Source organism: Streptomyces peucetius (genome assembly GCF_025854275.1).
Lineage (GTDB): Bacteria > Actinomycetota > Actinomycetes > Streptomycetales > Streptomycetaceae > Streptomyces > Streptomyces peucetius_A.
In genome coordinates this window covers 5922112-5938350 of sequence record NZ_CP107567.1, presented here as the reverse complement: position 1 = coordinate 5938350, position 16239 = coordinate 5922112, and the positions used below count along the sequence as shown (strand labels likewise).

Here is a 16239-nt window from a genome sequence, read left to right as displayed (position 1 = left end):
GTCCCACACGCCATCGGCCATATTCGATCAGCAACTCGCGCACAATCGCACGCCCGACACTCACTTCTGACGCATCCACTGCTCCATCACCGACAGAAGATGGTCCGGATCCACCGGCTTCGTCACGTAATCGGATGCTCCGGACTCGATCGCCTTCTCCCGGTCGCCCTTCATTGCCTTCGCCGTGAGCGCGATGATCGGCAGCCCCGCGAACTGCGGCATCCTGCGGATCGCCGTCGTCGTCGCATAGCCGTCCATCTCCGGCATCATGATGTCCATCAGTACGACCGTCACATCGTCGTGCTGCTCCAGGACCTCGATGCCCTCCCGGCCGTTCTCCGCGTAGAGCACCGACAGTCCGTGCTGCTCCAGCACGCTGGTGAGCGCGAAGACGTTACGGATGTCGTCGTCGACGATCAGGACCTTCTCGCCGTCGAAGGCGAACAACCGTCCCTGCTCGGCACCCTCCTGCTCGTCCGCGCCCGCCGCCCACGGCTCCTGGCCCGGCACCTCCCCGAGCTGCCCCGCGTTCCGCTGGGCCTCCAGGGTGGCCTGCGCCTTCCGGCGCCGCCGCAGCAGCGCCGCGGTACCCGCCGGAGCGGCGGCGGCCGGCTGGGGCCGCCCCTGCGTTTCGCTCTCGTCCTCCGCGAGGCGCTCCAGAACCTTGCTGCCGCCGATACCGGGCACCAGCTGCGGATAGCCCTGCGGCGGCAGTTCGCTCGGCTGCAGCGGCAGATACAGCGTGAACGTCGAACCGCGCCCCGGCTCGCTCGCCGCATGGATCTCGCCGCCCAGCAGGCGCGCGATCTCCCGGCTGATCGACAAACCGAGCCCCGTGCCGCCGTACTTGCGGCTGGTCGTCCCGTCCGCCTGCTTGAACGCCTCGAAGATGACCCGCATCTTGCCCGCCGCGATCCCGATGCCCGTGTCCGTCACGGAGAAGGCGATCAGATCCGCGTCCGCGTCCCGCAGCGAACCGGCCTCCAGCAGCTGCTCCCGGATCGACTGCGGCACATCCGCGCCGGCCGGCCTGATCACCAGCTCGACCGCGCCGCTGTCAGTGAACTTCACCGCGTTCGACAGCAGGTTGCGCAGCACCTGCAGCAGCCGCTGCTCGTCGGTGTGCAGCGTCGCGGGCAGCTCCGGCGAGACACGGACCGAGAAGTCGAGCCCCTTCTCCGCCGTCAGCGGCCGGAACGTCGCCTCGACGTAGTCGACCAGCTGCACCAGCGCGATACGGGTCGGGCTGACGTCCATCTTGCCCGCCTCGACCTTCGACAGGTCGAGGATGTCGTTGATCAGCTGGAGCAGATCGGAACCCGCGCCGTGGATCGTCTCGGCGAACTCCACCTGCTTCGGTGAGAGGTTGGCGTCCGCGTTGTCCGCGAGCAGCTTGGCCAGAATCAGCAGGGAGTTGAGCGGCGTGCGCAGCTCGTGCGACATGTTCGCCAGGAACTCCGACTTGTAGCGCATGGAGACGGCGAGCTGTTCCGCACGCTCCTCCAGCACCTGCCGGGCCTCCTCGATCTCGGTGTTCTTCACCTCGATGTCGCGGTTCTGCTGTGCCAGCAGCTCGGCCTTCTCCTCCAGTTCCGCGTTGGACGCCTGGAGCGCCTTCTGCCGGTTCTCCAGCTCGGCGGAGCGCTCACGCAGCTGCTCGGTCAGCTCCTGCGACTGCTTGAGCAGCACCTCGGTCTTGGTGTTGACGCTGATCGTGTTGACGCTCGTCGCGATCATCTCGGCGATCTGGTTCAGGAAGTCCCGCTGGATCTGGGTGAACGGCTGGAACGACGCCAGCTCGATCACACCGAGGACCTTCCCCTCGAACAGCACCGGCAGCACGATCACATAGGCCGGCGAGGCCTCGCCGAGCCCCGACGAGATCTTCAGATAACCCGGCGGCACATTGACCTGGATCGTCCGCTTCTCCTCCGCCGCCGTCCCGATCAGGGTCTCCCCCGGCCGGAACGAGGTCGGCATCAGACCGGCCGAGTAGCCGTAACTGCCGCGCATGCACAGCTCGTACGACTCACCGCCCGTCTCGGGGCCGCCCGTGGGCACGGCCAGGAAGAAGGCTCCGTGCTGGGCGGAGACGACCGGGGTGAGCTCGCTCATGATCAGCGACGCGACGTCCTCCAGGTCGCGCCGACCCTGCATCAGACCGGAGATACGGGCCAGATTGCCCTTCAGCCAGTCCTGTTCCTCATTGGCGAGGGTGGTGTCGCGGAGGTTCGCGATCATGGTGTTGATGTTGTCCTGGAGGACCTGGATCTCACCGGCGGCGTCCACATCGATCTTCAGATTCAGGTCGCCGCGGGTCACCGCGGTCGCGACGGCCGCGATGGCCCGCACCTGCCGGGTCAGGTTCCCGGCCATCTCGTTCACCGACTCCGTCAGGTCGCGCCAGGTGCCGTCGACGTCCCGCACCCGGGCCTGACCGCCCAGCTGCCCGTCGGTGCCCACCTCGCGGGCCACCCGGGTGACCTCCTCGGCGAACGAGGAGAGCTGGTCGACCATGGTGTTGATGGTGGTCTTCAGCTCGAGGATCTCGCCCCGCGCGTCGATGTCGATCTTGCGGGTCAGATCGCCCTTGGCGATGGCGGTGGTGACGGTCGCGATCTGCCGCACCTGACCGGTCAGGTTGGACGCCATCGAGTTCACCGACTCGGTCAGGTCCTTCCACGTACCGGAGACGCCCGGCACCCGCGCCTGACCGCCGAGGCGGCCGTCCGTGCCCACCTCGCGGGCCACCCGGGTCACCTCGTCGGCGAACGACGACAGCGTCCGCACCATCGTGTTGACGGTGTCGGCGAGCTCCGCGACCTCGCCGCGCGCCTCGACCGTCACCTTCTTCGTCAGGTCACCGTTGGCGACCGCCGCCGAGACCCGGGAGATGTTCCGCACCTGGCTGGTGAGGTTGTTCGCCATCAGGTTGACGTTGTCGCTCAGGTCCTTCCAGATGCCGGTGACGCCGCGCACCCGCGCCTGGCCGCCCAGCACACCTTCCGTACCCACCTCACGGGCGACCCTGGTCACTTCGTCCGCGAAGTCGGACAGCTGGTCGACCATCGTGTTGACGGTCGTCACCAGCTCCAGGATCTCGCCCTTCGCGTCGACGGTGATCTTCTTCGACAGATCGCCCTTGGCGACCGCCGTCGTCACCTCCGCGATGTTGCGCACCTGGCTGGTGAGGTTGTTCGCCATGAAGTTGACGGACTGGGTGAGGTCCTTCCACGTACCGGACACACCCTGGACCTCGGCCTGGCCGCCGAGGATGCCCTCGGTGCCCACCTCACGGGCCACCCTGGTGACCTGCTCGGCGAAGTTCGACAGCTGGTCGACCATCGTGTTGAGGGTGTTCTTCAGCTCGAGGATCTCGCCCCGCGCGTCCACGTCGATCTTCTGCGACAGGTCACCCCGGGCCACCGCCGTCGCGACCTGCGCGATGTTTCGCACCTGCGCCGTGAGGTTCCCGGCCATGCCGTTCACGGAGTCCGTCAGGTCACGCCACACGCCGGCCACACCCGGAACCTGCGCCTGACCACCGAGGCGGCCGTCGGTGCCCACCTCGCGGGCCACCCTGGTGACCTGCTCCGCGAAGGCGGACAGCTGGTCGACCATGGTGTTGATGGTGTTCTTCAGCTCGAGGATCTCGCCGCGCGCGTCGACATCGATCTTCTGCGACAGGTCGCCGCGCGCCACCGCCGTCGTCACCTGCGCGATCTGACGCACCTGGGACGTCAGATTCCCGGCCATGAAGTTGACGGAGTCCGTCAGTTCCTTCCACGTACCGCTGACGCCGTCGACCCGCGCCTGGCCGCCGAGGCGGCCCTCCGTGCCCACGTCCCGTGCCATGCGCGTGACCTGGTCGGCGAACGACGACAGCTGGGCCACCATCGTGTTGACGGTGTTCTTCAGTTCCAGCATCTCGCCGGCGACGTCGACCGTGACCTTCTGCGACAGATCACCGTTGGCCACCGCCGTCGTCACCTGCGCGATGTCACGCACCTGACCCGTGAGGTTACGGAACGCGGTGTTCACCGAATCGGTGAGGTCCTTCCACGTCCCCGCCGCACCCGGGACCTCCGCCTGACCGCCGAGCCGGCCCTCGACACCGACCTCGCGGGCCACCCGTGTCACTTCGGAACCGAAGGACTGAAGCTGGGCCACCATCGTGTTGACGGTGTTCTTCAGTTCCAGCATCTCGCCGGCGACGTCGACCGTGACCTTCTGCGACAGATCACCGTTGGCCACCGCCGTCGTCACCTGCGCGATGTCACGCACCTGACCCGTGAGGTTACGGAACGCGGTGTTCACCGAATCGGTGAGGTCCTTCCACGTCCCCGCCGCACCCGGCACCTGCGCCTGACCGCCGAGCAGACCCTCCGCGCCGACCTCGCTGGCCACCCGCGTGACCTCGTCCGCGAACGTCCGCAGCGTCTCGGTCATCTGGTTGATCGTCTCCGCGAGCTGGGCCACCTCGCCCCGCGCGTTGACCGTGACCTTCTGCGACAGGTCGCCGTTGGCCACCGCCGTCGTCACCTCGGCGATGCCACGCACCTGGGACGTCAGGTTCCCGGCCATCGTGTTCACCGAGTCGGTGAGGTCCTTCCACACACCGGCCACACCGGGAACGGTCGCCTGACCGCCCAGTTCACCCTCCGTGCCCACTTCCCGGGCCACCCGGGTCACCTCGGAGGAGAACGACGACAGCTGGTCGACCATCGTGTTGACGGTGTCCTTCAGCTGCAGCATCTCGCCGGCCACATGAACGGTGACCTTGCGGGACAGATCGCCCTTCGCGACGGCCGTCGTGACGAGAGCGATGTCACGCACCTGCGCCGTCAGCCGGTACGCCATGGTGTTGACCGAATCCGTGAGGTCCTTCCACGAACCGGACATGCCGCGCACCTGGGCCTGGCCGCCCAGTTTGCCCTCCGTGCCCACCTCGAGCGCGACCCGCGTCACCTCGTCGGTGAACGCCGACAGCTGGTCGACGAGGCTGTTGACCGTACGGGCGACCTTCAGGAACTCGCCGCGCAGCGGACGCACCGCCGCCCCGTCCTGGCCGTCCGTGGCAGGCGAGCGCAGCTCCATGCGCTGCTCCAGATCACCGTCCGCGACCGCGGACAGCACCCGCCCGACCTCGGACACCGGCCGGGCCAGGTCGTCCACCAGCTCGTTCGCGGCGTCGACAGCCGCCGCCCAGGACCCCTCGCAGGCCCCCGTCTCCAGCCGCTCCGTGAGTTTTCCCTCACGGCCGACCATCCTGCGGACCCGGGCGATCTCACCCGTGAGGTGGAGATTGCGGTCGGCGACCTCGTTGAAGACGGCCGCGATCTCGGCCATCACGCCGTCGCCCGACACCGTCAGACGGCGACGGAAGTTGCCGTCGCGCATCGTCACGAGGGCCGCCAGCAGCCTGTTCAGGGCTGCGGTGTCGACCTCCGTTGTCCCATTGCTCCGGGACCGTCCGCCTTTCGCGCGCGTATCCTTGGTCCGCGCCGTCACGCCAGACTCCACCGTGTCCCTCCCGCAGGGGTTGACCGTTACTGCCTGGGCCGTCTCAGGAAGCCTGCCCAGTGTTTCACCATGCCGGAACCAGGCGATAACAGTTCGGCAGCTTCGCATAGCGTCCCCACCCCCGGAGGGCGGAAACAGCGGTAACCGGCATCCGCTCGGACAGCGAAGGTAAGTAACCTGGCATCCGGCTGTCCAACCGCCCCGGTCCGCCCGGCGGGGGCGGTGTGGTGCTCGACATCACCGGGCACCGGGAGGGGCAGGCCGATCATGGCAGAGCCGGGCGTCGAGACGCGTACGAGGAGTTCTGTGATCACCGCGCGGGCGGCTGCCAGCTTCGACCCAGTCGGGCGGTCCGTCGCGACCGCCCGTGCCTTCGTCCGCGACACCCTCCAGGGGTGGGGACACTCCGACGTGGTGGACGACGCGGTGGTCCTCACCAGCGAGCTCGTCACCAACGCCGTCATCCACGCGGGAACCTCCGCGGACGTGCTGTGTCTGCGCTCCGAGGACGGCGTCCGCGTCGAGGTCGCCGACCGCTACCCGGAGCGGGAGGTGCCGATACAGGGCTCCGGCCGCACCATCGCCGACCTCGACAGCGAGAACGGACGCGGGCTGCTCCTCTGTGCGGCGCTCGCCTCCCGCTGGGGCGTGGAGTACACACCGACGCACAAGACGGTGTGGTTCCAACTCGACCTGCCGCAGCGGGCGGTCGGCACCCGGTCCGCCGGCCCGGTCCTGCCCACCGCCATGCTGCCGCCCACCCAGGACCGGGTCCGGGTCGCGGTGACACAGATCGACCGCACCGGCACGATCTCCGTGTGGAACGAGGACGCCGAGCACCTCTTCGGATACGCGGCGGACCAGGTCGTCGGCAAGCCGCTCACCGACTTCGCCGCCTGGCCCCACACCCCGGGAATCGGAACCGGCATCGCGGAGGCCCTTCAGCTGTCCCGCTGGGAGGGCAGCTACGGCATTCGCGGCCACGACGGCCGGGTGATCCCGGTCTACGCCTCCCACCTGCGCGTACGTGACGCGAACGGCGAACCGTCCACGGTCTGTCTGCTGGTGCGCGACGACGAGCGCGCCGTACTGCAGTCCCCGCAGCGGGCCTCCGGCAGGGACAGCGGCGCCGAGCACCGCACCACGGACCCGTTCGAGGTCTTCATCGGCTCCCCCGCGCCCGACGATCTCGACGGTCTGCTCCAGCGCACCGTCGAACGCGCCAGGGACATGCTCGACGGCGACGCCGCCTTCCTGCTCCTGGCCACCGACGACGAGACGGAGCTGGAAGTCCGGGCCACGACGGGGCTCCCTTCCGCCCGCCAGCGCTTCGCCCGCGTCCCGGTGGAGGCCGGCTCAGGGCGCTACGGCTCCGCGCGGATGCCCGCGGTCCACGAGGACCTCACGGCAGTCCCCGGAGCCGTTCCGCTCCTCAACTCCACCGGCATGCGCTCGGTGGTCACGGTGCCGCTGAAGGTCGAGGGCCGGCTCACCGGCTCCCTCGGCGTGGCCGCGGAGTCCGCCGGCCGCTACTCCAACGAGGAGGCACTGCGTCTGCAGTTCGCGGCGGACCGCATCGCGCTGGCCGTCGAATCGGCACGGCTCGGTGAGTTGGAACGGCTGCGCCGCGGCTCGCTGTCCTTCCTCGTCGAAGCCTCCGACCTGCTGGCCGGCACGCTGGACCGGGACCAGACGCTGGCGCTGATGGCACAGATGACGGTTCCCACACTCGCCGCCTGGTGCGCGGTCTACACGATCGCCGACCAGTCCTCCGAGCCGTACCTCAGCTATGTGCTGCACGAGGACGAGGAGCGCATCGACGGCCTCAAGGCCCTGCTGTCGAGGATCGACCCGCCCGATCCGGTACCGACGCCCGGCGCCCGGGTGTGGAACGCACCCGGCGAGGCCGCCCAGCACGCGGCGCTGCTCGCCTCGAAGCGCGAACTGGGCCTGGGCTCCACACCGCCGGTTTCCTCGGGCATCGGGACGACGCTCGCCACGGCGGCCACCGTCGGCGGCGAGACCGTCGTACTGCCGCTCGTCGCCCGCAACCGCGTGATCGGGATGCTGACGCTCGGCAAGCCGTCCGACGACCACTTCCGCCAGGAGATCCTCGAACTCGCCGAGGACCTCTCCCGCCGCGCGGCCCTCGCACTGGACAACTCGCGCCTCTACTCCGAGCGCATGGCGATCAGCCAGTCCCTGCAGCGCAGCCTGCTGCCCCCGGAGCTGCCGCAGATCCCGGGCGTCGAGGTCGAGGTCATCTACCGCGCCGCAGGAGAGGGCAACGAGGTCGGCGGCGACTTCTACGATCTCTTCCCCATCCGTGACGGCGCGTACGGCTTCGCCATCGGCGACGTCTGCGGCACGGGCCCCGAGGCCGCGGCGGTCACCGGCCTCGCCCGCCACGCACTCCGGCTGCTGGCCCGCGAGGGCTTCGGCGGCCCGGCCGTCCTGGAGCGGCTGAACGCGGCCATCCTCGACGAGGGCGCCCGCAGCCGCTTCCTCACGCTCCTGTACGGGGAGCTGTGGCCGCAGGAGGACGGCAGCGCCGTCCTCAAGGTCGTCTGCGCCGGACATCCGCTGCCGCTGCGGCTCCGCCAGGACGGCACCGTGGAGCCGGCCGCCGAACCGCAGCCGCTCCTCGGCGTCATGGAGGATCTGGAGCTGTACGAGCAGATGGTGACGCTCGACCCGGGCGACGTCCTCCTGTGCGTGACGGACGGGGTCACCGAGCGCCGTGAGGGCACGCGCATGCTGGGCGACGACGGCCTGAGCGACGTGCTGACGCACTGCACGGGACTGACGGCGGGTGCGGTCGCCGCGCGGGTCCTCAGGGCCGTGGAGCGCTTTGCGGCGGAACCGGCCTCGGACGACATGGCCATTCTGGCGTTGCGTGTCCCGGAGCCCCACAACGGCTGATACGGGCAGGGGCCGAAGGGGTCCCGCCCGGAAACATGAAGAAGGCCCCCGCCTTTCGGCGGGGGCCTTCTTCATTTGCTTCTTTTCCGGAGCCCCCAAACGGAATCGAACCGTTGACCTTCTCCTTACCATGGAGACGCTCTACCGACTGAGCTATAGGGGCCTGCTGCGCTGCGGCAACGGGATAAAGCATACCCCGGATCGGGGAGTGCTTCGAACCATCCTGCCGACGAAAATACGAACAGCCGGCCCGTGGGGCTGATGCGTGGGGCCGGGACTTGCCGGCACTCTTCCGGGTTATGAACGCGGAAAAGCCCCGCACCACAAGGGTGCGGGGCTTCCCCACAAAGATTGTTCGGCGGCGTCCTACTCTCCCACAGGGTCCCCCCTGCAGTACCATCGGCGCTGAAAGGCTTAGCTTCCGGGTTCGGAATGTAACCGGGCGTTTCCCTAACGCAATGACCACCGAAACACTATGAAGATGTCCGAACTACCAGCCGGCAACCCCGCAACAGGGGTCGGGCGAGTTCGTTACTTCAGAACTAACACAGTGGACGCGAGCAACTGAGGACAAGCCCTCGGCCTATTAGTACCGGTCAACTCCACCCCTTACAGGGCTTCCATATCCGGCCTATCAACCCAGTCGTCTACTGGGAGCCTTACCCTCTCAAGGAGGTGGGAGTCCTCATCTCGAAGCAGGCTTCCCGCTTAGATGCTTTCAGCGGTTATCCTTTCCGAACGTAGCCAACCAGCCATGCCCTTGGCAGGACAACTGGCACACCAGAGGTTCGTCCGTCCCGGTCCTCTCGTACTAGGGACAGCCCTTCTCAAGACTCCTACGCGCACAGCGGATAGGGACCGAACTGTCTCACGACGTTCTAAACCCAGCTCGCGTACCGCTTTAATGGGCGAACAGCCCAACCCTTGGGACCGACTCCAGCCCCAGGATGCGACGAGCCGACATCGAGGTGCCAAACCATCCCGTCGATATGGACTCTTGGGGAAGATCAGCCTGTTATCCCCGGGGTACCTTTTATCCGTTGAGCGACGGCGCTTCCACAAGCCACCGCCGGATCACTAGTCCCGACTTTCGTCCCTGCTCGACCCGTCGGTCTCACAGTCAAGCTCCCTTGTGCACTTACACTCAACACCTGATTGCCAACCAGGCTGAGGGAACCTTTGGGCGCCTCCGTTACCCTTTGGGAGGCAACCGCCCCAGTTAAACTACCCATCAGACACTGTCCCTGATCCGGATCACGGACCCAGGTTAGACATCCAGCACGACCAGAGTGGTATTTCAACGACGACTCCACCTGAACTGGCGTCCAAGCTTCACAGTCTCCCACCTATCCTACACAAGCCGAACCGAACACCAATATCAAACTGTAGTAAAGGTCCCGGGGTCTTTCCGTCCTGCTGCGCGAAACGAGCATCTTTACTCGTAGTGCAATTTCACCGGGCCTATGGTTGAGACAGTCGAGAAGTCGTTACGCCATTCGTGCAGGTCGGAACTTACCCGACAAGGAATTTCGCTACCTTAGGATGGTTATAGTTACCACCGCCGTTTACTGGCGCTTAAGTTCTCAGCTTCGCCCCACCGAAATGGAGCTAACCGGTCCCCTTAACGTTCCAGCACCGGGCAGGCGTCAGTCCGTATACATCGCCTTACGGCTTCGCACGGACCTGTGTTTTTAGTAAACAGTCGCTTCTCGCTGGTCTCTGCGGCCACCCCCAGCTCAAGCAGCAAGTGCTATCACCAGGAATGGCCCCCCTTCTCCCGAAGTTACGGGGGCATTTTGCCGAGTTCCTTAACCATAGTTCACCCGAACGCCTCGGTATTCTCTACCTGACCACCTGAGTCGGTTTAGGGTACGGGCCGCCATGAAACTCGCTAGAGGCTTTTCTCGACAGCATAGGATCATCCACTTCACCACAATCGGCTCGGCATCAGGTCTCAGCCTCAATGTGTGACGGATTTGCCTATCACACGGCCTACACCCTTACCCCGGGACAACCACCGCCCGGGCTGGACTACCTTCCTGCGTCACCCCATCGCTTACCTACTACAAGTCTGGTTCGTCGGCTCCACCACTCCGACCTCGTCCGAAGACTCAGCCGGCGGCTTCACGGACTTAGCATCGCCTGATTCGATATTGGGCGTTTCAAAGCGGGTACCGGAATATCAACCGGTTGTCCATCGACTACGCCTGTCGGCCTCGCCTTAGGTCCCGACTTACCCTGGGCAGATCAGCTTGACCCAGGAACCCTTAGTCAATCGGCGCACACGTTTCTCACGTGTGTATCGCTACTCATGCCTGCATTCTCACTCGTGAACCGTCCACAACTCGCTTCCGCGGCTGCTTCACCCGGCACACGACGCTCCCCTACCCATCCCAGCGGGCGTTGGCCCTCATGCTGGAATGACACGACTTCGGCGGTACGCTTGAGCCCCGCTACATTGTCGGCGCGGAATCACTTGACCAGTGAGCTATTACGCACTCTTTCAAGGGTGGCTGCTTCTAAGCCAACCTCCTGGTTGTCTCTGCGACTCCACATCCTTTCCCACTTAGCGTACGCTTAGGGGCCTTAGTCGATGCTCTGGGCTGTTTCCCTCTCGACCATGGAGCTTATCCCCCACAGTCTCACTGCCGCGCTCTCACTTACCGGCATTCGGAGTTTGGCTAAGGTCAGTAACCCGGTAGGGCCCATCGCCTATCCAGTGCTCTACCTCCGGCAAGAAACACACGACGCTGCACCTAAATGCATTTCGGGGAGAACCAGCTATCACGGAGTTTGATTGGCCTTTCACCCCTAACCACAGGTCATCCCCCAGGTTTTCAACCCTGGTGGGTTCGGTCCTCCACGAAGTCTTACCTCCGCTTCAACCTGCCCATGGCTAGATCACTCCGCTTCGGGTCTAGAGCGTGCAACTCAAACGCCCTGTTCGGACTCGCTTTCGCTACGGCTTCCCCACACGGGTTAACCTCGCTACACACCGCTAACTCGCAGGCTCATTCTTCAAAAGGCACGCAGTCACGACTGACAGCACAAGTGCTGCCAGCGACGCTCCCACGGCTTGTAGGCACACGGTTTCAGGTACTATTTCACTCCGCTCCCGCGGTACTTTTCACCATTCCCTCACGGTACTATCCGCTATCGGTCACCAGGGAATATTTAGGCTTAACGGGTGGTCCCGCCAGATTCACACGGGATTTCTCGGGCCCCGTGCTACTTGGGTGTCTCTCAAACGAGCCGTATGAATTTCAGCTACGGGGGTCTTACCCTCTACGCCGGACCTTTCGCATGTCCTTCGCCTACCCATACGGTTTCTGACTCGTCGACCAGCCGGCAGACTGATCAAGAGAGATCCCACAACCCCGTATGCGCAACCCCTGCCGGGTATCACACGCATACGGTTTGGCCTCATCCGGTTTCGCTCGCCACTACTCCCGGAATCACGGTTGTTTTCTCTTCCTGAGGGTACTGAGATGTTTCACTTCCCCTCGTTCCCTCCACACTGCCTATGTGTTCAGCAGCGGGTGACAGCCCATGACGACTGCCGGGTTTCCCCATTCGGAAACCCCCGGATCAAAGCCTGGTTGACGACTCCCCGGGGACTATCGTGGCCTCCCACGTCCTTCATCGGTTCCTGGTGCCAAGGCATCCACCGTGCGCCCTTAAAAACTTGGCCACAGATGCTCGCGTCCACTGTGTAGTTCTCAAGCAACGACCAGCCACCCACCACCCCGCCGCAACCGCGACGAGTTCACTGGGGCCGGCATCCCGAAGGACGAGCAACGCTCGCACCCTCAGACACCCAACAGTGTGCCCGGCAGAATCTCCCACCAGCCGCCTCGTTCCACGCTCCGAAGAGCAGTACTGGAAGCAGCAGGCGAGCAAGTCCCTGCCGAATAATCAACGTTCCACCCATGAGCAACCGTGCGAGTCATTCGCTCGCAGTCGGCCATGTGCTCCTTAGAAAGGAGGTGATCCAGCCGCACCTTCCGGTACGGCTACCTTGTTACGACTTCGTCCCAATCGCCAGTCCCACCTTCGACAGCTCCCTCCCACAAGGGGTTGGGCCACCGGCTTCGGGTGTTACCGACTTTCGTGACGTGACGGGCGGTGTGTACAAGGCCCGGGAACGTATTCACCGCAGCAATGCTGATCTGCGATTACTAGCAACTCCGACTTCATGGGGTCGAGTTGCAGACCCCAATCCGAACTGAGACCGGCTTTTTGAGATTCGCTCCGCCTCGCGGCTTCGCAGCTCTTTGTACCGGCCATTGTAGCACGTGTGCAGCCCAAGACATAAGGGGCATGATGACTTGACGTCGTCCCCACCTTCCTCCGAGTTGACCCCGGCAGTCTCCTGTGAGTCCCCATCACCCCGAAGGGCATGCTGGCAACACAGAACAAGGGTTGCGCTCGTTGCGGGACTTAACCCAACATCTCACGACACGAGCTGACGACAGCCATGCACCACCTGTATACCGACCACAAGGGGGGCACCATCTCTGATGCTTTCCGGTATATGTCAAGCCTTGGTAAGGTTCTTCGCGTTGCGTCGAATTAAGCCACATGCTCCGCTGCTTGTGCGGGCCCCCGTCAATTCCTTTGAGTTTTAGCCTTGCGGCCGTACTCCCCAGGCGGGGAACTTAATGCGTTAGCTGCGGCACCGACGACGTGGAATGTCGCCAACACCTAGTTCCCAACGTTTACGGCGTGGACTACCAGGGTATCTAATCCTGTTCGCTCCCCACGCTTTCGCTCCTCAGCGTCAGTAATGGCCCAGAGATCCGCCTTCGCCACCGGTGTTCCTCCTGATATCTGCGCATTTCACCGCTACACCAGGAATTCCGATCTCCCCTACCACACTCTAGCCTGCCCGTATCGAATGCAGACCCGGGGTTAAGCCCCGGGCTTTCACATCCGACGCGACAAGCCGCCTACGAGCTCTTTACGCCCAATAATTCCGGACAACGCTTGCGCCCTACGTATTACCGCGGCTGCTGGCACGTAGTTAGCCGGCGCTTCTTCTGCAGGTACCGTCACTTTCGCTTCTTCCCTGCTGAAAGAGGTTTACAACCCGAAGGCCGTCATCCCTCACGCGGCGTCGCTGCATCAGGCTTTCGCCCATTGTGCAATATTCCCCACTGCTGCCTCCCGTAGGAGTCTGGGCCGTGTCTCAGTCCCAGTGTGGCCGGTCGCCCTCTCAGGCCGGCTACCCGTCGTCGCCTTGGTAGGCCATCACCCCACCAACAAGCTGATAGGCCGCGGGCTCATCCTTCACCGCCGGAGCTTTCAACCGCAGACCATGCGATCCGCAGTGTTATCCGGTATTAGACCCCGTTTCCAGGGCTTGTCCCAGAGTGAAGGGCAGATTGCCCACGTGTTACTCACCCGTTCGCCACTAATCCCCTCCCGAAGGAGGTTCATCGTTCGACTTGCATGTGTTAAGCACGCCGCCAGCGTTCGTCCTGAGCCAGGATCAAACTCTCCATGAATGTTTACCCGTGATCGGGTGCACATCCGAAGAGCGGAACAACCGGTCGGAATAGGACCGGTCGTTCACAGCGTCCTCGCTGTGATTGCCGCCCCGCAAGCGGGACGGACTTTTTCAAAGGAACCTCGACCATCCGAAGATGGACGGGGTATCAACATATCTGGCGTTGATTTTTGGCACACTGTTGAGTTCTCAAGGAACGGACGCTTCCTTTGTACTCACCCCAGATTCCTCTGAGGCTTTCCTCCGGGCGCTTCCCTTCGGTCTTGCGTTTCCGACTCTATCAGACTCTTTCGTGTCCGATTCCCGGCCGGCGGGTTTTTCACCTGCCTTCCAGTTCCTCGCTTTCGCGTTTCCCTTTCCGGCGGTTCCGACTTTATCAGAGATTCTGAGTCGGAATTCCCCGCCCCCTCCGGGCATCCCGAAGCACACATGGGTGTGCGGGGTTCCCGTTCAGGCGGAGCCGTAAACGTACTGGAGCGGGGCGCCCCGATGCAAATCGGGGGCCCCGCTCCGGTGTTGGCGCCGTCGGGGCTCGTCAGACCTCGACGACGACAGGGAGGATCATCGGGCGCCGGCGGTAGGTGTCGGAGACCCACTTGCCCACCGTGCGGCGGACGAGTTGCTGCAGCTGATGGGGCTCGGCGACGCCGTCGGATGCCGCCCGGGCGACCGCCTCCTCGATCTTGGGCGTGACCGCGGCGAACACCGCGTCGTCGATACCGGACCCCCTCGCGTGGATGTTGGGTCCGCCGACGACCTTGCCCGTCGTGCTGTCGACGACGAGGAACACCGAGATGATGCCCTCTTCGCCGAGGATGCGGCGGTCCTTGAGTGCGGGCTCCGTGACGTCGCCGACGGACAGACCGTCGACGTACACGTAACCGGCCTGGACCTTGCCGACGATCCTGGCCTTGCCGTCGACGAGGTCGACGACGACGCCGTCCTCGGCGATCACGATGTGGTCCTTGGGGACACCCGTCAGGGCGCCGAGCTCGGCGTTGGCGCGCAGATGACGCCACTCGCCGTGGACCGGCATCAGGTTCCTCGGCTTGCAGATGTTGTAGAAGTACAGCAGCTCTCCGGCCGAGGCATGGCCCGAGACGTGCACCTTGGCGTTGCCCTTGTGCACGACGTTGGCCCCCCAGCGGGTGAGGCCGTTGATCACGCGGTAGACCGCGTTCTCGTTACCCGGGATGAGGGACGAGGCCAGGATGACCGTGTCACCCTGGACGATCCGGATCTGGTGGTCGCGGTTCGCCATCCGGGAGAGGGCGGCCATCGGCTCGCCCTGCGAGCCGGTGCAGACGAGCACGACCTCGTGGTCCGGCAGGTCGTCGAGGGTCTTGACGTCGACGACCAGCCCGGCCGGGACGCGCAGGTACCCCAGGTCACGGGCGATGCCCATGTTGCGGACCATCGAACGCCCCACGAAGGCGACACGCCTTCCGTACTCGTGCGCCGCGTCGAGGATCTGCTGGATGCGGTGGACGTGGCTCGCGAAACTGGCCACGATGATGCGCTTCTGGGCGTTGGCGAAGACGGTGCGCAGCACGTTGGAGATGTCGCGCTCGGGCGGCACGAACCCCGGTACCTCGGCGTTCGTCGAGTCGGAGAGCAGCAGATCGATGCCCTCCTCGCTGAGCCGCGCGAAGGCGTGCAGGTCGGTGAGGCGCCGGTCCAGCGGCAGCTGGTCCATCTTGAAGTCGCCGGTGTGGACGGCCAGGCCCGCGGGGGTGCGGATGGCGACGGCCAGCGCGTCCGGGATGGAGTGGTTGACGGCGATGAACTCGCAGTCGAACGGACCGATGCGCTCGCGGTGGCCTTCGGTGACCTCGAGCGTGTACGGGCGGATCCGGTGCTCCTGGAGCTTGGCCTCGATCAGGGCGAGGGTCAGCTTTGAGCCGATCAGCGGGATGTCCGGCTTCAGGCGGAGCAGGAACGGGACGCCACCGATGTGGTCCTCGTGGCCGTGCGTGAGCACGATGCCGTCGATGTCGTCGAGGCGGTCCCTGATGGTGGTGAAGTCCGGAAGGATCAGGTCGATCCCGGGCTGCTCCTCCTCGGGGAAGAGGACACCGCAGTCGACGATGAGCAGCCGGCCGTCGTATTCGAAGACGGTCATGTTCCGGCCGATCTCACCGAGACCGCCGAGCGGAGTGACGCGCAGGCCGCCCTTCGCCAGCTTGGGCGGCGCGCCGAGTTCAGGATGCGGATGACTCAAAAGACTCTCCTCACCATGTACGCCACCTGCCGGTGAGGCACGTGGCGTACATGACATTCGTGCA

3 protein-coding genes, 1 tRNA gene and 3 rRNA genes are annotated in these 16239 nt (G+C 65.0%); 1 reads left to right on the top strand and 6 read right to left on the bottom strand.

Features of this window, described 5'->3' with window-relative positions:
* Positions 1–60: 60 nt before the first annotated feature.
* Positions 61–5523, bottom strand: a complete 5463-nt coding sequence (locus tag OGH68_RS27195; RefSeq protein ID WP_264247625.1) for a HAMP domain-containing protein — start codon at positions 5521–5523, stop codon at positions 61–63.
* Positions 5524–5790: 267 nt separating this feature from the next.
* Between OGH68_RS27195 and OGH68_RS27190 the strand changes: the two genes are divergently transcribed.
* Positions 5791–8445, top strand: a complete 2655-nt coding sequence (locus OGH68_RS27190; protein WP_264247623.1) for a SpoIIE family protein phosphatase — start codon at positions 5791–5793, stop codon at positions 8443–8445.
* Positions 8446–8535: 90 nt separating this feature from the next.
* Here the strand turns inward: OGH68_RS27190 and OGH68_RS27185 are convergent.
* The 5 genes from OGH68_RS27185 to OGH68_RS27165 form a co-directional block, all read right to left on the bottom strand.
* Positions 8536–8608: transfer RNA gene (locus OGH68_RS27185), tRNA-Thr, on the bottom strand.
* Positions 8609–8798: 190 nt separating this feature from the next.
* Positions 8799–8915: ribosomal RNA gene (gene rrf, locus OGH68_RS27180) — 5S ribosomal RNA — on the bottom strand.
* Positions 8916–9011: 96 nt separating this feature from the next.
* Positions 9012–12136: ribosomal RNA gene (locus tag OGH68_RS27175) — 23S ribosomal RNA — on the bottom strand.
* A gap of 288 nt (positions 12137–12424) precedes the next feature.
* Positions 12425–13952: ribosomal RNA gene (locus OGH68_RS27170) — 16S ribosomal RNA — on the bottom strand.
* The 16S, 23S and 5S rRNA genes sit together here with 1 tRNA gene alongside, the layout of an rRNA operon.
* 537 nt (positions 13953–14489) lie before the next feature.
* The gene (locus OGH68_RS27165) at positions 14490–16175 is read right to left on the bottom strand and encodes a ribonuclease J (RefSeq protein WP_264247622.1); all 1686 of its coding nucleotides are present in this window, start codon (positions 16173–16175) and stop codon (positions 14490–14492) included.
* Positions 16176–16239 lie beyond the last annotated feature (64 nt).